Origin of the sequence: Klebsiella sp. K5-306, from assembly GCF_051835185.1 — a bacterium.
Classification (GTDB): domain Bacteria; phylum Pseudomonadota; class Gammaproteobacteria; order Enterobacterales; family Enterobacteriaceae; genus Klebsiella; species Klebsiella oxytoca.
This window is the reverse complement of record NZ_JAIFJY010000015.1, coordinates 85,712-107,851: the sequence shown is the minus strand read 5'-3', so window position 1 is coordinate 107,851 and position 22,140 is coordinate 85,712. Positions and strand designations below refer to the sequence as shown.

The window sequence follows — 22,140 nt, the reverse complement described above, 5'->3', positions numbered from 1 at the left end:
GATGAATGTAGACGCCTACAAAAAGAAAATAACGCTCAGTCGTATCGCCTGCTTTATTGCCTTGCAGTGTGCTTTATCTATTCATAATACCGCATTAGCTCGCGAGTATTTTAATCCGGCCTTTCTCGGGATCGATGGGCCGGGAAAGGATCTGACCGACCTCTCTGCTTTTGAAGAAGGCATCGGCCAGATACCGGGAAACTATCATGTTGACGTTATCGTCAATAAAACATCAGTCGGTCTATATGATATTGACTTTGTAATGCAAAAAGATAGCCAGGGCAACGCTACGCTCCAGCCCTGTCTTAGCCTTGAGGCATTACAAAAATTTGGTATCCGTACACAGTCATTTCCCCTGCTTGCTGACGGTAAAGATTGCGCCAACTTACAGGTTATTCCACAGGCCAATGCGGAATTTGTCTTCGATCGCCAGCAGCTACGCCTCTCTATTCCACAAGCTGCATTAAACAACCATGCCCGCGGCTATGTGGCTCCGGAGCGGCTAGACGAAGGAATTAATGCGCTACTGCTGAACTACAACTTTAGCGGCGCCAATACCGAAGCTCGTCAACGCGGCGCAGAAGACTCGAACAGCTATTATCTGAACTTAAGACCCGGTTTTAATATCGGCCCCTGGCGAATCCGCAACTACACGACCTGGAACCGTAACAGCAGCGGTGGGCAAGCACAGGAGAGCTGGGATTCACTCTATACCTATGCACAGCGCAATATCATCGCCCTGAAAAGCCAGCTCACAATTGGCGACAGCACCGCGCCTTCGGACATCTTTGACAGCGTCCCCTTCCGCGGTGCGCAGCTCGCCTCCGATGACGATATGCTTCCCGATAGCCTCCGCGGCTATGCGCCAGTAATTCGCGGTATTGCACGCACTAACGCTCAGGTGATCGTTAAACAGAACGGCTATACCATCTATCAGAGCTATGTATCTCCGGGAGCGTTTGAGATCGCTGACATGTACCCCACCGGCAGCAGCGGCGATTTTGACGTCACGATTAAAGAAGCTGACGGCAGCGAACAACATCAGAAAATCGCCTTTGCCTCCCTTCCCGTACTGCAGCGTGAAGGCCGGTTGAAATATAGTCTGACCAGCGGCCAGTACCGCCCTTATGACAGCGATATTAATAAAGACACGTTTACGCAAGGGACCTTCATTTACGGTCTACCGGCAGGCTTTACCGTTTATAGCGGCGGTCAGTTCTCTCAACATTACCAGTCCGTCCTTCTGGGTGCAGGTAAAAATTTAGGAATGCTGGGAGCGCTATCGATAGACAGCGCGCAGGCATGGTCAAGAAAACAGGACGAAAGCAAAGAAAGCGGTCAATCATGGCGCATACGCTACAGTAAGAACATTATTGAAACGGGAACCAATTTCTCAATTGCGGGCTATCGATACTCAACCTCGGGCTACTATAGCCTGTCAGAGGTACTGGACACGTGGCGCGATAACGACTGGAAAAGTCAAAACGATCGCCGCCGCAATCGCGCCGAGCTTCAGCTTAACCAGAATATCAGCCAAAACCTGGGTTCGCTCACCCTCAACATGATGAGTGAGGATTACTGGAATAGCGAGCGTAAAATGCGCTCCATCAGCGTGGGATATAGTAACAACTGGGCAGGAGTAACTTACAACCTCAACTATAGCTATAACGAAAACACCACCGATACCGACCATAAAAAAGTTTATGACAAAGATCAGATCTTCTCATTTAACATCAACGTTCCTTTCGATCTCTGGTCAGGTAATAACTACGCTACCTACAGTCTGAACACCAGTAAGCACGGTAGCACCAGCCATAATCTGGGGATGAATGGCTCTACGCTGGCAGACAACAATCTGAACTGGAACATCCAGCAAAGCCAGACAAATCACGGTGAAGGCAATGGTGGTTATGCCAGTCTTGACTATCAGGGCACCTATGCCCGGGTCAATTCGGCGTACAGCTATGACCGGGATCAGCGCCGCGTCAACTATGGTATCGACGGCGGAATCGTCGCCCACGCTCACGGCCTGACGCTCAGTCAGGAGTTAGGCGAAACTGCAGCCCTGGTCGAAGCGCCCGGTGCAGATGGCGTGACGGTAATGAATCAAACAGGGGTAAAAACCGATTATCGCGGCTATACCATTGTTCCGTATGTCTCCCCCTATCGTGAAAGCGTGATTTCCCTGGATACGGCGACGCTACCGGATAATGCCGACGTAGAGCTGACCTCACAAACCGTTACGCCCACTCGTGGAGCCATCGTCCGCACCCACTTTGCGGCTCACGTCGGCAAACGAGTGTTAATGACGCTCATTCGCCGCAGCGGTGACGTTGTCCCCTTTGGCGCAATGGTCTCAATCAACGGCGTCGACAAGCCGTCCGGTTCTATCGTCGGCGACGGCGGGCAAGTTTATCTTACCGGCATGCCGACTAACGGTACCGCCACGGCAAAATGGGGGCAAACAGCGTCAGAACAGTGCGAGTTTCTCTGGCAGCTACCTGACGTCGACCCCGCAAGCGGGGTCGCTGAACTAACATCCTCCTGCCAATAGAAAGGAAAAGGCGCCACGAGATGAAAGCAAAACTCTATTTACCCATCGCGGCAATCACTTTCTTTGCCCTCTTCCCCGCGCATGCAGACTATTTTGATGCGGTCAGGGGAAGCGTAATGAACTATAAATTTGGTGATTTCACGCTGCCAGCTAACCCTGGAGAAACGACCTATTGGGAGGAAGCGGGATCGCTGCCGACAACGGTATCGAGGAGTGATACAACCGGCTCTTATATTGCCCTTTCAATTAACGGACCCCTGGTCGGTGACAATATCTTCGCGACCAGCAATCCGGGTATTGGCATTCAATATAAAACGAGCGTGGATACACTGACTGATGCGGGTGGAGGCACAGAATCGACTCCGAATAGTCGCTTCAATTTAGGGCAGCAGGTCGCTGCAGATATAAGCACTTATGTCCACGTAAAATACCGACTTGTCAGGCTGACAAATAAGATCCCTGCCGGTAAAATTACCAGCGCACCGCAGGTAACTGCCACTTTTTACAACCCAGATGGAAGGGGTACCGCTGTATTCACTCACGGTATTTATAGCTCAACGATTGCGTCGCAACCTAAAACAACTTCCTGCACGGTAAACGCACCGACGGAAATAAAGCTTCCTGCGCTTTACGGTAATAAGCTGAAAAATGGTGCGCAAACTATTACTGAAGCTCCGACCATCAAATTAATCAACTGTCCCGGCGCGATTGACGGTATTTCTTATAACTTTAGTGCCGTTTACGGCGCGCACGATGCCTCAAATGGAATACTCAACGCCGTTAATGGCGATGGCTACGCGCAAAACGTTTACATTCAGGTCCAGAATGCCGACGGAACACCCCATACGGTTAATAGCTCAATAGCACTCAGTGATTACGCAGGTTCAGGTGAATATGAAATCCCTGAATTTAAAGTTGCTTATTATATTGAGAATACTGCAAGCGTGACGGTTGGCGAAGTGAAATCCGCTATCGAACTCAAATTAACCTATAACTAAACAAGGAAAGGAAATGAAAATTAAACAAGGACTTTTGGCAACCTTAGTTACCGCCAGCTGCGGATTATTCACGCCTTTAAGCCACGCGGTCAATATCGATATCACGGGAAAAGTTATCGCCTCTCCTTGCGAGGTCAATGGCGGTAATGAAACCCTCTCCATTGATCTGGGAGATTCTATTCGGGCCGGAGATATTTTTGAACCAGGCAGCGGCAGTGAATGGAAAAGCGCAGATCTTGAGCTTGTTTGCCCCCCTTCGGCCAGGTTCTTTAATGTGACCTTCACGGGTACTAGCGATGATGACGATCCGGCTTATTACAAAAATACCGGTACCGCTCAACGCGTCATGGTTGAATTAACCAATACCCTGTCAGAAACCGCTTACAAAAATGGGACCACGCTGGAAAATCTCGAAGTAGGAGGAGTCTACATAATCAACTTGCGCGCCCGTGCCGTCTCTAAATGGAATCCTCTGCCGGGCACCATTTCAGCTCAAGTCCAGGCCACCATCACCTATCCGTAGGATAACTTAAGAGACCGGATATAAATAATGAGACTGCGAATAATAGAGGTTATTTCATGCCTTACGGCTGCGCTCGGGATAATGATGACCGCCGTTCCGGCATTTGCGACAGACATTAATCTGACGGGGACGGTGGTCGCCTCTGCCTGCACGGTAGATACTGCACATTCGCTCAATCAGACCATTACATTCCCGGATTCAAAGACATCTGATTTTACCAGGGCAGGGGATGCCAGCGAGTGGCAGAATTACACCATCGTATTCACCTCTTGCCCACCGTCAACAACGGACATAATTGTTAACTTCTCCGGTACGCCAGATCCATCCAATAAATGTCTGGCAAAAAATGACGGAAGTGCCACAGGTATTGCACTGCAATCGGCCTTTGGCAAAGATGGTGGTTATTTGCAAAATTGCTTTGGTGGAATGACTGGAACTGCTTATGAAACAGGAAGGACCATAGAGTTGTCCTCTCGAATGATTGCCACCTCCGATCGTGTCACCGGAGGGAGTTTTCATTCAACCCTGTTACTTACTGTGACCTACAAATAACATTATGCTGACGCCTTGATAGCGAATGCCTCTGCCCTCTAACGTCAGACATAAAAAAACGGCACGTATAAACGTGCCGTTTTTTATTGACTGCATCGACCGCTAGACGCGCTTGAAAATCAGCGAGCCGTTGGTACCACCGAAGCCAAAGGAGTTACACAGGGTATACTCCATTCCGCTAACCTGGCGCGCTTCGTGCGGAACGAAGTCCAGGTCGCAACCTTCATCCGGGTTATCCAGGTTAATGGTTGGCGGAACGGCCTGATCGCGCAGCGCGAGGATGGAGTAGATAGACTCTACTGCGCCCGCCGCGCCCAGCAGGTGGCCGGTCATGGATTTAGTCGAGCTGACCATTACGCGGCTGGCAGCGTCGCCAAAGACGGATTTCACCGCCTGCGCTTCTGCTTTATCGCCTGCCGGCGTAGAAGTCCCGTGAGCGTTGACGTAGCCAATCTGGCTTGCTTCAATGCCCGCGTCGCGAATAGCGTTAACCATCGCCAGCGCTGCGCCAGCGCCATCTTCCGGCGGTGAAGTCATATGGTAGGCATCGCTGCTCATACCAAAACCGACGATTTCCGCATAGATTTTCGCGCCGCGTTTTTTCGCGTGTTCGTACTCTTCCAGCACGACCATGCCTGCGCCGTCGCCCAGTACGAAACCATCACGCTCTTTATCCCATGGACGGCTTGCCGCCTGTGGGTTGTCATTGCGCGTGGAGAGCGCTCGTGCTGCACCAAAGCCGCCTACGCCCAGAGGGGTACTGGCTTTTTCTGCGCCACCGGCAACCATTGCGTCAGCATCGCCATAAGCGATAACGCGCGCTGCGTGACCAATATTGTGAACGCCAGAGGTGCAAGCGGTCGCGATGGAAATGCTTGGTCCACGCAGACCAAACATGATGGTCAGATGCCCGGCCACCATGTTAACGATTGTGGAAGGAACAAAGAACGGGCTGATCTTACGCGGTCCGCCTTTTACCAGCGAACTGTGGTTTTCTTCGATCAGGCCAAGTCCGCCAATACCGGAACCAATAGCGGCACCGATGCGGGTAGCATTCTCTTCCGTCACTTCAAGGCCAGAATCCTGCATGGCCTGAATGCCAGCGACAATTCCATATTGAATGAAGGCGTCCATCTTGCGCTGTTCTTTACGCGAGATGAAGTCATCACAGTTAAAATCCTTTACTAAGCCAGCAAATTTCGTTGCATAGGCGCTAGTATCGAAATGGTCGATCAGGCTGATGCCACTCTGACCGGCAAGGAGAGCTTTCCAGGTAGACTCTACGGTATTGCCGACAGGAGACAACATGCCCAGTCCGGTCACAACTACACGACGCTTAGACACGGTTGTCCTCCAGGGAGGGAAAATAGATTCTTGTGGGACAAAATATGGATAAAACTCAGGCGGTCGAGTGACCGCCTGGAGATGTTCACTTACGCCTGGTGGCCGTTGATGTAATCAATGGCAGCCTGAACAGTAGTGATTTTCTCAGCTTCTTCGTCCGGAATCTCAGTATCAAACTCTTCTTCCAGAGCCATTACCAGCTCAACGGTGTCAAGAGAATCAGCGCCCAGGTCTTCAACGAAGGAAGCATTGTTGGTAACTTCTTCCTGCTTAACGCCCAGCTGTTCGCCGATAATTTTCTTAACGCGTTCTTCGATAGTGCTCATACTCTTAAATTTCCTATCAAAACTCGCTTTCGCGATGGTTTTCGTAGTGTATAAAATGTTGAAAAATTTGCAACTAAATCCCGGCAGGTCTTACCACGATTTTACGCTATTTTGCGGCTGTTTGCCCTCATAACGCAAATGATTTTGTACAAAACATTACAGAGAACCGCACGGACTGCGCGGTTCCTGAACGTTTTGCGCAAATCTCGGTCAGACCATGTACATTCCGCCGTTGACGTGCAGAGTTTCACCAGTGATGTAACTCGCCTCGTCAGAGGCTAAAAATGCCACCGCGCTGGCGATTTCATTTGGAGAGCCAAGGCGCCCCGCAGGAACTGCCGCCAGCGTACCCGCACGCTGCTCATCGGTCAGCGCACGCGTCATGTCCGTTTCAATAAAGCCCGGAGCAACAACGTTTACAGTAATACCGCGGGACGCAACTTCGCGAGCCAGTGATTTACTGAAGCCAATCAGACCCGCTTTCGCCGCAGCGTAGTTGGCCTGACCCGCATTTCCCATGGTACCAACCACAGAACCGATAGTGATAATACGTCCATGACGCTTTTTCATCATAGCGCGCATTACCGCTTTTGACAGACGGAAAACAGATGACAGGTTGGTTTCGATAATATCGTTCCACTCGTCATCTTTCATGCGCATTAACAGGTTATCACGAGTAATCCCGGCATTGTTCACCAGGATATCAACTTCACCAAATTCTGCGCGAATATTTCCCAGAACAGATTCGATAGATGCAGGATCGGTCACATTCAGCAGCATGCCTTTCCCGTTAGCACCTAAATAATCGCTAATCGCCTGCGCGCCGCTTTCGCTGGTCGCAGTACCGATAACTTTTGCCCCACGGGCAACGAGCGTCTCAGCGATTGCGCGGCCAATCCCGCGACTTGCACCGGTAACCAGCGCGATTTTTCCTTCAAAACTCATGGTTTTCCTCTTTTATTGCTCAAGCGCCGCAGACATAGCTGCCGGCTCGTTAAGCGCGGAAGCGGTCAGGGTGTCAACAATACGTTTAGTCAGACCGGTGAGGACTTTACCCGGGCCAACTTCATACAGATGCTCTACGCCCTGTGATGCCATAAATTCAACGGTTTTGGTCCACTGAACCGGGCTATACAGCTGACGGACAAGGGCATCGCGAATAGCTTCAGGCGTCGTTTCACTTTTCACGTCAACGTTATTCACGACTGGAATAGCTGGCGCGTTGAAGGTTATTTTTTGCAGCTCAACGGCCAGTTTCTCCGCTGCGGGCTTCATCAGCGCGCAGTGGGATGGGACGCTGACCGGCAGCGGCAGAGCACGTTTAGCGCCTGCAGCCTTACAGGCCGCCCCTGCGCGTTCTACGGCCTCTTTATTACCGGCAATAACGACCTGACCCGGCGAGTTAAAGTTCACCGGAGAAACCACCTGCCCTTCGGCAGACTCTTCGCAGGCTTTCGCAATCGCAGCATCGTCAAGACCGATGATCGCAGACATCGCCCCGGTACCTTCCGGAACCGCTTCCTGCATGAACTTACCGCGCAATTCAACAAGGCGAACGGCGTCGGAAAAATTGATAACGCCCGCGCATACCAGCGCTGAATATTCGCCAAGGCTATGGCCAGCCAGCATCATCGGCGCTTTTCCGCCCTGCTGCTGCCAGACGCGATAGAGCGCAACGGAAGCGGTCAGCAGCGCCGGTTGGGTCTGCCAGGTTTTATTTAATTCTTCCGCCGGGCCCTGCTGTGCAAGCGCCCACAGATCGTAACCCAACGCCGCAGAGGCTTCACGGAACGTCTCTTCGATTACCGGGTAAGCGGCCGCCATATCTGACAGCATCCCGACACTCTGAGAGCCCTGTCCCGGGAAAACAAAAGCAAATTGCGTCATGTTTAAATCCTTATCCTAAAAACGAACCAGCGCGGAACCCCAGGTGAAACCGCCACCAAAGGCTTCCAGCAGAATAAGCTGACCACGTTGAATGCGGCCATCGCGCACGGCTTCATCCAGCGCACAAGGCACAGAAGCGGCTGAAGTATTACCGTGCCTGTCGAGCGTGACGACGACGTTGTCCATCGACATGCCCAGCTTCTTCGCCGTGGCGCTGATAATACGCAGGTTAGCCTGATGTGGTACCAGCCAGTCCAGCGACGAACGCTCGAGATTATTCGCAGCTAAAGTTTCATCGACGATATGAGCCAGCTCGGTCACGGCCACTTTAAAGACTTCGTTGCCCGCCATGGTCAGGAAGATCGGGTTTTCCGGATCGACGCGATCGGCGTTCGGCAGCGTCAGCAGTTCGCCGTAGCTCCCATCCGCATGCAGATGCGTAGAGATAATACCCGGCTCTTCGGAAGCCCCCAGCACCACGGCACCTGCGCCGTCGCCGAAAATGATAATGGTTCCGCGATCGGCAGGATCGCAGGTACGCGCCAGCACATCAGCGCCGATCACCAGCGCGTAATCGACCGCGCCGTTTTTCACGTATTGATCGGCAACGCTGAGCGCGTAGGTGAAACCCGCGCAGGCCGCAGCGACGTCGAAGGCCGGGCAACCTTTAATACCCAGCATTGATTGAATCTGGCAAGCCGAGCTGGGAAACGCATGGGTACCGGAGGTGGTCGCAACAATAATCAGACCAATTTGCTCCGGCTTTACGCCCGCCATATCCAGCGCATGCTTAGCGGCTTCAAGGCCCATGGTAGCAACTGTTTCGTTCGGCGCGGCAATACGACGCTCACGGATACCGGTACGAGTGACAATCCACTCGTCTGACGTATCGACCATATTTTCCAGTTCAGCGTTCGTACGCACGTGCTCAGGCAGATAGCTGCCGGTACCAATAATCTTCGTATACATGTACGCTCAGTCACTCTTGGGTAATATACCTGGTTAACTCAAACTGCGAGGCGTCAGTCGTTTCCGGTCACCGGGCTTTGAGGCCTGGCGTTCCCGCTTCTGCCGTCCTCAGGCAATTCGAAACCTGCAGGGTATAAAGATTCCAGGCGAGCGGCAATTCGCTGAGGAATCTGCCGCTGCACAGCCTGCACTGCCTGCTCTATCGCCACGCAAAAAGCGCGCTGATTGGCAGCCCCATGACTTTTGATCACGGAACCGCGTAATCCTAACAGACAGGCACCATTATACTGGTCGGGGTTGAGGTGACTGAATCGCCTAGACAGGCTTTTTTGTAACCAACGCTTTAATAAAAGCAGCCACCACGACCTTTTCTTCCCCTCTCCCTGTGATTTCAACAGTGAAAGGAACATTCTGACAACACCTTCCATCGTTTTTAATGTGACGTTGCCCGTGAATCCATCACAAACCAACACATCCGTTTTACCCGTCAACAACTCGTTGGCTTCCAGATACCCAATATAGTTGAGGGTTGGCAAAGTTTTCAAAACGGCCGCCGCGTCGCGAATGCTGCTGAGACCTTTCATCTCTTCTTCGCCGATATTCAGTAGCGCAACGCGGGGATCCTTAATACCAATAACTTCTTCCGCAAGGACCGCCCCCATGACGGCAAACTGCACCAGCATAGTGCTATCGCAATCCACGTTGGCGCCTAAATCCAGCACCACCGTTTTGCCCTTCAGCTGGTGCGGCAGCATGGTAACCAGCGCAGGGCGCTCAATCCCCTCAATGGGTTTGAGCAACAGCTTCGCCAGCCCCATTAGCGCTCCGGTATTACCCGCGCTGACGCAGGCCTGCGCCCGTCCTTCTTTTACTAACTCCAGCGCAATGCGCATTGAGCTACCGCGACTGGCGCGAATCGCTTGCGCGGGCCGGGCATCACTGGCAATAACTGACTGCGCAGGGATAACCTGCAGACGTGAACGTTGTTCAAAATCAGCTTTGGCAAGTAATGGCGCGATAGTGTCGGGATCGCCGACTAAAAGAAGTGTGAGTTGTGAATTAGAGTTCAGTGCCTGCAATGCTGCAGGCACTGTCACGGAAGGGCCAAAATCCCCGCCCATGACATCTAACGCCAGGGTTAGACGTGTCAAGGTATCGTCGCTGCTCGGTTCGGTTATTCCCCAGTTACCCGGGGAGATCCTCACTAAGCTTCATCACGCTTTTACTCTTCGTCTTTCGCGCTGCAAGTGCGTTGACTGCGCTCGTTCACACCAGTCACATAGTGAGCTATGCTCCCGGCGCTTCTCTCGCTTGCGTCTTCTTGCAACGCGAAATCCATGGAGTAATGCGTGATTACTTAGCGATGACCTTGCGACCGCGGTAGAAACCGTCGGCAGTGATGTGGTGACGCAGGTGTTTTTCACCAGAAGCTTTGTCTACAGACAGGCTGGTGACTGCGGTCAGAGCGTCATGGGAACGACGCATGCCACGTTTGGAACGGGTTGGTTTATTCTGTTGTACGGCCATGGACCTTACTCCTCAATTACTTATGCTTTAAGCTGGCTAATACGGCAAATGGATTTGGTTTTTGTGCCTCTTCAGGCAGTTCACCAAAGACCATGTCCGCGTCGGACACTTCACAGTGTTCAGAATCATGCACCGGAACTACAGGCAAGGAGAGGATAATTTCATCTTCAACCAGCGCCAGCAGATCGATTTCACCGAATTCGTTAACCTCAATCGGCTCATACGCTTCCGGCAGTGCCTCGGCCTGTTCGTCATTTCTGACGGGGCTGAAACAATACGTTGTGTGAACATGATGGGGGAACGGTTTCCCGCAACGCTGACATTCGAGGGTTACCGACACCGTCGCATCGCCGCTTAAAACGGCAAGACGCTGGTTATCAATAGCGAACGACATGCTGCATTCCACATCGCTGTCCACGCTGACAACAGAATCAGCGACGCGCACAGCCTGATCACGGGTATAGATACCTTGGTAATCTAAGCGCTTTTGAGCCGTGCGAACCGGATCGAGAGTCAGGGGTAATTTTACCTTTTGCATAGGGCGCGCATATTAACTTTGTAACGTCATAGAGTCAAAGAAAAAGGCAGCCTCAGGTTGCCTTTTGCCATTTATTCGCACACATTGCGGCGCATAGTTTAAAATGATGCTCTGCGAAGCGCTATATGTGGATGAAAAAATATGTCTGAACTGATCCTCGCGTCAACCTCGCCCTGGCGGCGAATGCTGCTGGAAAAGCTGTCGGTGCCTTTTGAATGCGCGGCGCCGGACGTAGATGAAACCCCGCTGCCCGGCGAGCCCGCCCGCCAGCTGGTGATGCGTCTGGCGCAGGCAAAAGCGCAGGCCCTCGCCGCACGCTATCCGCAGCACCTCATTATAGGCTCCGATCAGGTTTGTGTCCTGGACGGTGAAATTACCGGCAAACCGCATACCGAAGAGAACGCCCATCGCCAGTTGAGAAAGGCCAGCGGCACCATCGTCACGTTCTACACCGGCCTCGCGCTATATAACTCTGCCAGGGGTCATCTACAAACTGAATGTGAACCCTTTGACGTCCACTTCCGCCATTTAAGCGATCGGGAAATTGAAAGCTATATCCGCAAAGAAAATCCGCTGCAGTGCGCCGGCAGTTTCAAAAGCGAAGGATTAGGCATCACGCTGTTCGAGAGACTCGAGGGCCGCGATCCTAACGCGCTGGTCGGTTTACCGCTCATCGCGTTATGTCAAATGCTGCGCCGGGAAGGATTCAATCCCCTGCTCACCTGAACATAATGACGCATGGCATCGGAGAGAGTGTGTTTTTCCCGATGCCATAACGCCGTTTATCAAGAACTTAAGTCACAGAACCATCCGCGTCGAGTTTGTTTAACGCCACGCAGCAGTTCAACGCGTACTCCCCCACAACAGTAATGCCTTACCTGTCACAGTTTATTTTTGCCGCACCATTAAAATAATAAAACAACGTTTTATTTTAAAAATGGAGCCACTATGCCTTTTCGCGCTACGCTTTTGACCCTCACCCTGCTGGCCGCCGCCAGCGTCAACGCGAACGACTGGCAGCGCCAGGGCGTCGTAGAAGGCAATTTACCCGCCTCCTGGCAGCAGTTGAAAGCGCAGATGACGTATCCGGACTCGTGGCTCTCTGGAAACTATCGTCATTTCGATCAATGGCGAGAGCACGCCCGCACGCTGCTTCGGCAATCCCTGCTAACGCCGACATCAGCAAGCCCGTTCACCCCACAAACGCTGATGAGCGAAGATCGGGGCACCTATCGCGCCGAGAAACTGGCATTTAACGTCACAGATGAAAACCGGATTGCCGCTCTGATGTTAACGCCCAAATCAGCAGGCCCTCACCCGGCCATTGTCCTGCTGCACGACCATGGCTCAAAATTTGACATAGGCAAGGAGAAACTGATTCGTCCTTTGCGGGATGCCACACGCCTGGCCAGCGCCGAGGCATGGGCAGATAAATTTTTCAGCGGTCGGTTCATCGGCGATGAGCTGGCGCAGCGCGGGTATGTTGTCATCGCCATTGATAGCCCGGGCTGGGGGGATCGCGGCCCCATGACCTACGAGCAGCAGCAGGCGCTGGCCAGTAACTATTTTAACCTTGGGCGCTCGCTGGCAGGGGAAGTCGCCTATGAAGATCTGCGAACCGTGAATTTCGTCAGTACGTTAAAAGAGGTTGATAATAAACGCATTGGGGTACTGGGTTTTTCAATGGGTGGTTTTCGCGCCTGGCAACTGGCCGCCCTGTCTGACAAAGTCGCCGCCACTGCCGCGATCTCCTGGTTTGGTACCTGGAACGGCCTGATGCAGCCAGGCAACAACGTTCTGCGCGGTCAATCGGCGTTTTATATGCTTCATCCGGGCCTGGCCGGACATCTTGATATTCCCGACATCGCCAGCATTGCAGCGCCCAGGCCGATGCTGATTTATAGCGGCGGGCAGGATAAGCTGTTTCCCGCTGCAGCCGTTAATGACGCCTTCGCTAAGGTGCATAACGTATGGGCGTCACAGAACGCGCAGGATAAGCTGGAGACCAGAACGTGGCCGGAACTGGGCCACGTCTTTTATCAAGAACAGCAGGATGAAGTGTTCCCCTGGCTTGATAAGTGGCTCAAGCCCTGAGCAAGTCCGTATCACTTCGCGTTACGTAAAACCTGCAGGCAACGCTTAAGCTGGTTATCTAAAGGCGCTTCAACACGCATCACTTCCCCTGTACCCGGATGCGTAAACTTCAGCGCCGCCGCGTGCAGAAACAGCCGGTTAAGGCCGGTGCCTGACAGCTGCTTATCGAATTCCCGGTCGCCGTAGCGATCGTCAAAAGCGATAGGGTGACCGGCATATTGGGTATGCACGCGGATTTGATGGGTACGGCCGGTTACCGGGCTGCAGCGCACCAGGGTCGCATGGGGATAACGCTCTTCGACTTTAAAACGCGTTTCCGACGGTTTCCCCTCCTGGTTAACCCGCACGATGCGTTCACCGCTCTGCAGAATATTCTTCAGCAGCGGAGCCTGCACCACTTTAGTGTGGGACTGCCACTGCCCGCGCACCAGCGCCAGGTAGTCTTTTTGCATTCCTTTGTCGCGCAGCTGCTCGTGCAGGGAACGCAGCGCGGAACGCTTTTTGGCGACCAACAGAACGCCAGAGGTATCGCGATCGAGGCGATGCACCAGCTCAAGGAAGCGCGCTTCCGGGCGCAGCGCGCGCAGACCTTCAATCACGCCGAAGCTCAACCCGCTGCCGCCGTGTACCGCTGTCCCGGAAGGTTTATTAAGCACCAGAATATGATCGTCTTCATATAAAATCACATCGGCCAGCGCAGCAACTTTCTGCAGGTGGGGAGAGATCGCCTCTTCTTCTTTCTCCGCGACGCGGACCGGCGGAATGCGCACTTCGTCGCCGGCTTCCAGCTTATACTCAGGCTTGACGCGCTTTTTATTGACCCGCACCTCGCCTTTTCGCAAGATGCGATAAATCATGCTCTTTGGTACGCCCTTCAGCTGCGTACGCAAAAAGTTGTCGATACGTTGCCCTGCTTCATCATCAGCAATGGCAACCATTTTTACGCTTGGGATCTCAGTTTTCATGGTGCGCGATTCTAAATAGCCCGACGCATTAGCGCCACTCATTTTTATATGCTTATATTTATTATCATCCGGTTTTCGCCGCATGCTTCATCATCGTTTTGTTTGTTATTAGAACAATCCGTATACGCGGGTGAAAAAACTGTGGGTAACCGGGTGATAAAAGGTGAAAGTCAACTTGCTATAACGAGCTTAGCAATGGAATAATGATGCCGTTTTCCGTGCTGAAACTTGTTAGAACAAGAAATTAGCGGAATGACCAATTTTGTCTGACCGATCATCAACGCAGCAATGGCGTAAGACGTATTGATCTTTCAGACAGTTAGCGGGCTGCGGGTTGCAGTCCTTACCGGTACAGGCTCTATGGATTTCACGTCGCAGGAAGGCGTTCACACTGGGATATCCCGGCGCTCATTTCGATCAAATGATTAGAATGAGCAGGTTAAGCCGCCACGCCTGCTGCTTGAAAAACGATGGGTATAAATGGAATCTTCTCTGGTGATACATCCCAGGCAGTTCCCCTGATAATTGCGCTGTGTTTCCGTTTGAAATACAGGCGACCGACACTCTGCGCCTCTTAAGCGCGCGACAACCGTGAGGTTGGCGACGTGAAACAGACACGAGGCCATCGGTTTCCCCCGGTAAGGCGTTACTCTGCCCGTAGCTTAGTCGTCAATGTAAGAATAATGAGTAAGTTACGATGAAAAGAATGTTAATCAACGCAACTCAGCAGGAAGAGTTGCGCGTCGCCCTTGTTGATGGGCAGCGCCTGTACGACCTGGATATCGAAAGCCCCGGGCACGAACAGAAAAAAGCGAACATCTACAAAGGCAAAATCACTCGTATTGAACCTAGTCTCGAAGCCGCGTTTGTTGATTATGGCGCCGAGCGTCATGGTTTCCTCCCTCTTAAAGAAATTGCCCGCGAATACTTCCCTGCCAACTACAGTTCTCACGGCCGCCCTAACATCAAGGACGTGCTGCGTGAAGGTCAGGAAGTGATTGTGCAGATTGATAAAGAAGAGCGCGGCAATAAAGGCGCCGCGCTGACCACCTTTATCAGCCTGGCGGGCAGCTACCTGGTACTGATGCCGAATAACCCACGCGCTGGCGGTATTTCACGCCGTATCGAGGGTGACGATCGTACCGAGCTGAAAGAAGCGCTGGCCAGCCTTGAGCTGCCGGATGGCATGGGACTTATCGTTCGCACCGCTGGCGTCGGCAAATCCGCCGAAGCGCTGCAGTGGGACTTAAGCTTCCGCCTGAAGCACTGGGAAGCCATCCAGAAAGCCGCTGAAAGCCGCCCTGCTCCGTTCCTGATCCATCAGGAAAGTAACGTGATTGTGCGCGCTTTCCGCGACTATCTGCGTCAGGATATCGGCGAAATTCTTATCGACAACCCGAAAGTGCTTGAGCTGGCGCGCCAGCATATCGCGGCTCTTGGGCGTCCGGATTTCAGCAGCAAAATCAAGCTGTACACCGGTGAAATTCCGCTGTTCAGCCACTACCAAATCGAGTCGCAGATTGAATCCGCTTTCCAGCGTGAAGTGCGCCTGCCTTCCGGCGGTTCTATCGTAATCGACAGCACCGAAGCGCTCACCGCTATCGATATCAACTCCGCCCGTGCTACCCGCGGCGGCGACATCGAAGAAACGGCGTTTAACACCAACCTGGAAGCGGCCGATGAAATTGCTCGCCAGCTGCGCCTGCGCGACCTCGGCGGTCTGATCGTTATCGACTTCATCGATATGACCCCGGTACGTCACCAGCGTGCGGTAGAAAACCGCCTGCGCGAAGCCGTACGCCAGGACAGAGCGCGCATCCAGATCAGCCACATTTCACGCTTTGGCCTGCTGGAGATGTCGCGTCAGCGTCTGAGCCCGTCGCTTGGCGAGTCCAGCCATCACGTCTGCCCGCGCTGTAGCGGAACGGGTACCGTACGCGATAACGAATCGCTGTCGCTTTCCATTCTGCGCTTGATCGAAGAAGAAGCGCTGAAAGAGAACACTAAAGAAGTTCACGCTATCGTTCCGGTGCCGATTGCTTCGTACCTCCTGAACGAAAAACGTGCTGCGGTAAGCGCCATTGAAACCCGCCAGGCCGATGTACGCGTCATCATCGTGCCAAACGATCAGATGGAAACGCCGCACTACTCCGTTCTGCGCGTACGTAAGGGTGAAGAGACCTCCACGCTGAGCTATCTGCTGCCGAAACTGCACGAAGAAGAGATGGCTATGCCTTCTGATGAAGAGCCGGCCGAGCGTAAACTTCCGGAGCAACCGGCGCTGGCCGCTTTTGTCATGCCTGATGCCCCACCAGCGCCGGCTCAGCAAGAGCCTGCTAAAGCTACGGTTGCCGTCGGAACACCAGCCGCTTCCGCACCTAAGTCGGCAGCGCCAGCGCAGCCGGGTCTGGTTGCACGCTTCTTCAGCGCCCTGAAAAATATCTTCTCCGGCGCAGAAGAAACTAAGCCGGCTGAAGTCCAGGTTGAGAAAAAAGCGGAGGAGAAATCCGAGCGCCAGCAGGAACGTCGCAAACCGCGCGCCAACAACCGCCGCGATCGCAACGACCGCCGCGATAACCGCGATAACCGCGATAATCGTGACAACCGCGACAATCGTGCCGAGAATAGCGAAGTTCGTGAATCTCGCGAAGAAAACCGTCGTAACCGCCGCGAGAAGCAGCAGAACGTCGAACCTCGCGACATCCGCCAGACAACGGCAGAAGATAGCGATAAAGGCAAAGCTCGCGACGATCAACCGCCGCGCCGTGAACGCAATCGCCGTCGTAACGACGAGAAGCGTCAGGTTCAGCAGGAAGCTAAAGCGCAAACTCGTGAAGAACCGGTCGTACAGGATAGCGAGCAGGAAGAACGCGTGCAGACCATGCCGCGTCGCAAGCCGCGCCAGCTGTCGCAGAAGGTACGTATTGAATCTGCTGCCGCTGAGCAGGTTGTCGAGCCGGTAGCCGCGCCTCAGGTCATCGAAGCGCCAGCCGTCCAACCCGAAGCCGCAGCTCCGCGCACGGAACTGGCGAAAGTCGACCTGCCGGCAGTTGTTGAAACCGCTGCGGAACATGACGATACCGGCGAAGCACGCGAAGCTAACGGTATGCCGCGTCGTTCGCGCCGTTCCCCTCGTCACCTGCGCGTAAGCGGCCAACGCCGTCGTCGCTACCGTGATGAGCGTTACCCGACGCAATCCCCGATGCCGCTGACCGTAGCCTGCGCATCGCCGGAAATGGCATCTGGTAAAGTGTGGATCCGTTACCCTGTCGTTCGCCCGCAGGACCAGCAGCAAGAAGAAGCGCAGGTACAGGAGTTCGCTACCACCGCGGTTGACCCCGTTATCACCCCTGCGGCCGCCGTTGAACCGGCTGTCTCTGAAGTGGTTGCCCCGGAGGTAGTTGAAGAGCGCGTTGTTGAGCCGGTCGTCATCTCTGAGCCTGTGGCGATGATGAACGAACCTGAAGCTCCGGTTGTCGAAACCACGCACCCGGAAGCTATCGCCGCACCGGTTGATGAACAGCCGCAGCTGATTGCCGAGGCTGATGAAACCGTCGCCGAAGAGGTTGTCGCAGAAGCCGTCGACGTCGTGGCGAAAGAGGCTGTCGAGCCGGAAGCAGCGGTCGCTGAACCTGCTGCGGTTGAAGAAGCCGCGGCCGTTGTTGAAGAAGCGCCTGTCGTCTCCGAACCGGTGATTGAGCCGGCACCGGCGGCAGAGCCGGTAGTGAAGACTCAACCTGTTGTCACGACTGTGCCGGTCGTTAAGGTCGCCAATCGTCACGCCACCGCGCCGATGACCCGCGCGCCTGCGCCAGACTACGTCCCTGAAGCGCCTCGTCAAAGCGACTGGGTTCGCCCGAGCTTTGATTTTGACGGTAAGGGCGCTGCTGGTGGCCATAGCGCGACCCATAAAGCCGCTGCCGGGCCTACCCGTCCGCAGCCCGTAGAGTAACGCCTACCAGACCGGCCCCAGCGGCCGGTCTTTTTTTATTCCCCTTCCGGTCGCTGCATCCCCGCAATCTGCGGCATAACCTCGCGCATCAAATCGAGAAACTTACGCAACCGCGTCGGATAATAGCGTGCCCAGGGATAGACAAGATGTACCGGCAGCGGTGAGGCACGCCACTGTGGGAATAGCTCCACCAGCCGCCCGGCGGCAATATCCTCCGCTACCGCCCAGCTCGAAACAATCGCCGCGCCCAGCCCCGCCAGCGCGGTATTGCGGGCGACATGTACGCTGTCGGTACTCAGGCACGGAGCAATGCTAAAGGTTGTAAGCTGCTCATCCACCTCTGATTGCAGCATCACCTCATGCTGATAGAATGTGCTGATGGCTATCCAGGGCAGCAGCGACATCTCCTGCGGCTCGGTTAACGGCGGATAGTTCGCCAGCAGCGACGGCGATGCCACTACGCTGCGCGGCACCTCGGCCAGCAGGACCGACACCGTAGCCGGATCCACCTCAGCCCCCACGCGAATCGCGCAGTCGATGCCATCGCTCAGGAAATCCACGGTTTTATCATTCAGCATCCATTCGACCGATAGCTGGGGATAGCGCTGCAGAAAGTCCACCAGCGGCCCCAGCAGTTGCTGCTGACCAAACGCATGCGGCGCCCGTACCCTTAATATCCCCACCGGACGGTCATCGGTGATGCGCAGGTCGTCTTCCAGCGCCAGCCACGCATCGACGATCTGTCGGGCATGCTGGTAACAGCGCTCGCCGTCATCGGTCAGCTTCATCGCATGGGTGGTACGCAGGATCAGCTTTGCGCCGAGCAGCCCTTCCAGCGACTGGAGTCGTCGACTTACCGTCGCCTGGGTCGTGTTCATCTGGACCGCCGCAGCGGAGAGAGACCCGGCTTCGACAATCCGAATGAACGTACGCATCAATTCGATACGATCTATACGCTCCTGCTTCTTCATTTTTATTCTGCCTATACGTTTAGCGTATAACCGTTTTACCACCGGGCTATCTACCGCGCCAGCCTCATTACGGGAAAAATAGCGCCATCGCTTCTAAGAGGAATCAATCATGACACCGACACCACTCACCTCCCGCGCAGCCGGCTGGGTAATATTTATCCTTGCGCTCGGCGCAGGCTTCAGCGTTGCCGCTATCTATTACGCGCAGCCGCTGCTGCCGCTAATGGGAGCAAACCTGCATTTGAGCGTTGAGGGTATGGGTCTGGTTCCGACCCTGACTCAGGCGGGCTATGCGCTGGGTATACTTTTCCTTCTACCGCTTGGCGACCGTCACGATCGCAGAAAGCTGATCCTGATGAAAAGCGCCGCGCTGGCGGTCCTGTTGCTGCTCTGCAGCCTTACCGGTCAGCTCACCTCTCTGTTGATGGTTAGTTTGCTGATCGGGATGGCTGCGACAATGGCGCAGGATATCGTACCAGCTGCCGCGATTCTGGCTCCTGCGGGTAAACAAGGGAAAATGGTGGGTACGGTCATGACTGGCCTGCTGCTGGGGATCCTGCTGTCACGGACGGTGAGCGGGCTGGTGGGTGCGCTATTCGGCTGGCGGGTGATGTATCAGGCCGCTGCGGTCAGTATTGCACTGATTGGTCTGCTGATGTGGCGCGTGCTGCCGCGCTTTGAAATTCACTCAAACCTGACTTATCCGCAGCTGATGAAATCGATGGCCCACCTGTGGAAACGCTATCCGGCACTGCGTCGCGCCGCATTCGCCCAGGGGTTCCTCTCTATCGCCTTCAGCGCATTCTGGTCCACCCTGGCGGTCATGTTACTGGCGCACTATCAAATGGGCAGCGCGGTAGCCGGCGGCTTTGGTATTGCAGGCGCTGCCGGGGCGCTCGCCGCCCCGCTGGCTGGCGGCCTGGCCGATAAATTCGGAGCCGAAAAAGTCACGCAAATGGGCGCGGCGCTGGTTACCGTTTCTTTTGCCCTGATGTTTCTGCTGCCTGCGCTACCGCCGCATGGCCAGCTGATCCTGATTGCCATCTCGGCCGTCGGTTTTGACCTTGGACTGCAATCCAGCCTCGTGGCGCACCAGAACCTGGTGTATGGTCTGGAGCCTCAGGCGCGCGGTCGTCTCAGTGCGCTGTTGTTTACCGGCGTGTTTATCGGAATGTCGCTCGGCTCAGTGCTGGGAAGCAAACTGTATGTGATAGCAGGCTGGAGCGGTGTAGTGACTCTCGCCGTCATTACCGGCGCTATCGCCCTCGGCATCCGCCTGATAGAAAGCGCGAGGGTCGTTTCGGCGCAACGAACCGTCAGGTAAAAAAAAGCCGCCCTGCTGGCAATACAGGGCGGCTTTTGTGTCAGGAAGAGAACTCAGACCGTGCGGCGAGCAAACTCTTTGACGCGGAAGCCCAGCAGCAACAGCGTCGCGAAATAGGCGACGACACCCGCTACCACGACTACCATCAAACGCAGCAGGCGGAACGGCATCGTCCCCTGCGACCACTCCGGCATCAGGTACATCACGCCCAGCAGCGCCGCAGACATCACGATGACGGCAATCACCAGGCGCAGCAGGAACAGGAACCAGCCGGGCTGAGGGGTGAAAATTTTCTGTTTTCTCAGCTGCCAGTAGAGCAGCCCGGCGTTAAGGCAGGCCGCCAGGCCAATCGACAACGACAGACCTGCATGCTTTAGCGGACCAATAAAGGCGAGGTTCATAACCTGCGTCATGATCAGCGTGACGATGGCAATTTTCACCGGCGTTTTAATGTCCTGACGCGAATAGAAGCCGGGAGCCAGTACCTTCACCACAATGAGTCCCATCAGGCCAACGGAATAAGCGACCAGCGCGCGCTGAGTCATCGCGGCATCAAAGGCGGTAAATTTTCCGTACTGGAATAACGCGACCGTCAGCGGCTTGGCCAGTATCCCTAACGCCACGGCGCTCGGTAGCGCAAGCAGAAAGCACAGGCGCAATCCCCAGTCCATCAAACGGCAGTATTCGTCGTGATTGCCGCTGGCAAAGCTTTTGGACAGAGAAGGCAGCAGAATGGTCCCCAGCGCCACGCCCAGCACGCCGGACGGAAACTCCATCAGGCGATCGGCATAGTACATCCATGACACCGAGCCGGAGACGAGGAACGAGGCAAAAATGGTATTGATAATCAGGGAAATCTGGCTAACCGAGACGCCGAGGATCGCCGGCCCCATCTGTTTCACCACCCGCACCGCGCCGGCATCTTTGAGGTTGATTCGCGGCAGCACCAGCATGCCGATTTTCTTCAAATGCGGCAGCTGCCAGGCAAGCTGCAAAATACCGCCAACCGTCACCGCCCACGCCATGGCCAGCATCGGCGGATTAAAGTAGGGCGCGGCAAACAGCGCAAAACCAATCATGCTGACGTTCAGGAAAGTCGGAGCAAAAGCAGGCACCGAAAAGCGGTTCCAGGTATTCAGGATGGCGCCCACGAGTGAAGCCAGGGAGATCAACAGAATATAGGGAAAAGTGATGCGCAAGAGCTGAGTGGTCAGGGCGAACTTTTCGGGCGTATTGGCAAATCCCGGCGCGGTGATGGTGATCACCCACGGTGCCGCCAGCATACCAGCGATGGTCACCAGCGCCAGCACCAGCGTCAGCAAGCCCGAAACATAGGCGACGAAAACCCGGGTCGCATCTTCACCCTGCTTGCTTTTATATTCCGCCAGAATCGGCACAAAAGCCTGTGAGAACGCGCCCTCAGCAAAAATACGCCGTAATAGATTCGGAAGTTTGAAAGCAACGAAGAAGGCGTCGGTGGCCATCCCTGCGCCAAAAATACGCGCCACAATCGCATCGCGCGCAAAGCCCAGCACGCGCGAAAACATGGTCATCGAACTGACGGCCGCCAGTGATTTTAAAAGATTCATTAACGTGTTATTCCACAACCCTGGAGT

19 protein-coding genes are annotated in these 22,140 nt (G+C 54.5%); 8 read left to right on the top strand and 11 right to left on the bottom strand.

Annotated elements, in window-relative coordinates; all coding sequences use genetic code 11:
* Position 1: 1 nt before the first annotated feature.
* From K2184_RS21480 to K2184_RS21465, 4 genes are all read left to right on the top strand, one after another.
* The gene (locus K2184_RS21480; protein ID WP_163525368.1) at positions 2–2,554 is read left to right on the top strand and encodes a fimbria/pilus outer membrane usher protein; all 2,553 of its coding nucleotides are present in this window, start codon (positions 2–4) and stop codon (positions 2,552–2,554) included.
* 20 nt (positions 2,555–2,574) lie between these two features.
* Positions 2,575–3,552 carry a fimbrial protein gene (locus K2184_RS21475; RefSeq protein ID WP_163525367.1) on the top strand — a complete coding sequence of 326 codons (978 nt, stop codon included), beginning with the start codon at positions 2,575–2,577 and terminating at the stop codon, positions 3,550–3,552.
* 13 nt (positions 3,553–3,565) lie between these two features.
* A complete protein-coding gene (locus K2184_RS21470) occupies positions 3,566–4,075 on the top strand; it encodes a fimbrial protein (protein WP_004101088.1) in 510 nt (169 codons plus the stop codon).
* Positions 4,076–4,156: 81 nt separating this feature from the next.
* Positions 4,157–4,627 carry a fimbrial protein gene (locus K2184_RS21465; protein ID WP_224226998.1) on the top strand — a complete coding sequence of 157 codons (471 nt, stop codon included), beginning with the start codon at positions 4,157–4,159 and terminating at the stop codon, positions 4,625–4,627.
* A 102-nt stretch (positions 4,628–4,729) separates the two neighbouring features.
* Here the strand turns inward: K2184_RS21465 and fabF are convergent, their stop codons facing one another.
* From fabF to yceD, 8 genes are all read right to left on the bottom strand, one after another.
* The gene (gene fabF / locus K2184_RS21460) at positions 4,730–5,971 is read right to left on the bottom strand and encodes a beta-ketoacyl-ACP synthase II (RefSeq protein ID WP_004101085.1); all 1,242 of its coding nucleotides are present in this window, start codon (positions 5,969–5,971) and stop codon (positions 4,730–4,732) included.
* A gap of 89 nt (positions 5,972–6,060) precedes the next feature.
* Positions 6,061–6,297 (bottom strand): acyl carrier protein, encoded by a 237-nt coding sequence (acpP, locus tag K2184_RS21455; protein WP_000103754.1) that lies wholly within the window; start codon positions 6,295–6,297, stop codon positions 6,061–6,063.
* A gap of 210 nt (positions 6,298–6,507) precedes the next feature.
* The gene (fabG, locus tag K2184_RS21450) at positions 6,508–7,242 is read right to left on the bottom strand and encodes a 3-oxoacyl-ACP reductase FabG (RefSeq protein ID WP_004101082.1); all 735 of its coding nucleotides are present in this window, start codon (positions 7,240–7,242) and stop codon (positions 6,508–6,510) included.
* Positions 7,243–7,254: 12 nt separating this feature from the next.
* Entirely contained in the window at positions 7,255–8,184 is a 930-nt protein-coding gene (fabD, locus tag K2184_RS21445) for an ACP S-malonyltransferase (RefSeq protein WP_004112164.1), read from the bottom strand.
* Between the two features lie 15 nt (positions 8,185–8,199).
* Complete coding sequence (locus tag K2184_RS21440) at positions 8,200–9,153, bottom strand: beta-ketoacyl-ACP synthase III (protein ID WP_004101080.1); 954 nt, start codon at positions 9,151–9,153, stop codon at positions 8,200–8,202.
* 53 nt (positions 9,154–9,206) lie between these two features.
* Positions 9,207–10,304 (bottom strand): phosphate acyltransferase PlsX, encoded by a 1,098-nt coding sequence (gene plsX / locus K2184_RS21435; RefSeq protein ID WP_024274027.1) that lies wholly within the window; start codon positions 10,302–10,304, stop codon positions 9,207–9,209.
* A 202-nt stretch (positions 10,305–10,506) separates the two neighbouring features.
* The gene (gene rpmF / locus K2184_RS21430; protein ID WP_004101077.1) at positions 10,507–10,680 is read right to left on the bottom strand and encodes a 50S ribosomal protein L32; all 174 of its coding nucleotides are present in this window, start codon (positions 10,678–10,680) and stop codon (positions 10,507–10,509) included.
* 16 nt (positions 10,681–10,696) lie between these two features.
* Complete coding sequence (gene yceD, locus K2184_RS21425; RefSeq protein WP_004101075.1) at positions 10,697–11,218, bottom strand: 23S rRNA accumulation protein YceD; 522 nt, start codon at positions 11,216–11,218, stop codon at positions 10,697–10,699.
* Positions 11,219–11,359: 141 nt separating this feature from the next.
* Here yceD and K2184_RS21420 point away from each other — a divergent pair, with 141 nt between their 5' ends.
* On the top strand, positions 11,360–11,944 hold the full coding sequence (locus K2184_RS21420) for a Maf family protein (RefSeq protein WP_004101073.1): 585 nt from the start codon (positions 11,360–11,362) through the stop codon (positions 11,942–11,944).
* Positions 11,945–12,166: 222 nt separating this feature from the next.
* On the top strand, positions 12,167–13,312 hold the full coding sequence (locus tag K2184_RS21415; protein ID WP_163525366.1) for a dienelactone hydrolase family protein: 1,146 nt from the start codon (positions 12,167–12,169) through the stop codon (positions 13,310–13,312).
* Between the two features lie 11 nt (positions 13,313–13,323).
* On the opposite strand, the gene rluC is transcribed toward K2184_RS21415, so the two are convergent.
* Complete coding sequence (rluC, locus tag K2184_RS21410; protein ID WP_196552856.1) at positions 13,324–14,277, bottom strand: 23S rRNA pseudouridine(955/2504/2580) synthase RluC; 954 nt, start codon at positions 14,275–14,277, stop codon at positions 13,324–13,326.
* 697 nt (positions 14,278–14,974) lie between these two features.
* Here rluC and rne point away from each other — a divergent pair.
* A complete protein-coding gene (rne, locus tag K2184_RS21405) occupies positions 14,975–18,229 on the top strand; it encodes a ribonuclease E (RefSeq protein WP_163525362.1) in 3,255 nt (1,084 codons plus the stop codon).
* A 35-nt stretch (positions 18,230–18,264) separates the two neighbouring features.
* On the opposite strand, the gene K2184_RS21400 is transcribed toward rne, so the two are convergent.
* Positions 18,265–19,200, bottom strand: coding sequence for a LysR family transcriptional regulator (locus tag K2184_RS21400; protein WP_023320711.1), 936 nt, complete (start codon positions 19,198–19,200; stop codon positions 18,265–18,267).
* Positions 19,201–19,309: 109 nt separating this feature from the next.
* Here K2184_RS21400 and K2184_RS21395 point away from each other — a divergent pair, with 109 nt between their 5' ends.
* A complete protein-coding gene (locus K2184_RS21395) occupies positions 19,310–20,524 on the top strand; it encodes an MFS transporter (RefSeq protein ID WP_163525360.1) in 1,215 nt (404 codons plus the stop codon).
* A gap of 53 nt (positions 20,525–20,577) precedes the next feature.
* Here the strand turns inward: K2184_RS21395 and murJ are convergent, their stop codons facing one another.
* Positions 20,578–22,113, bottom strand: a complete 1,536-nt coding sequence (gene murJ, locus K2184_RS21390) for a murein biosynthesis integral membrane protein MurJ (protein WP_004101058.1) — start codon at positions 22,111–22,113, stop codon at positions 20,578–20,580.
* Positions 22,114–22,140 lie beyond the last annotated feature (27 nt).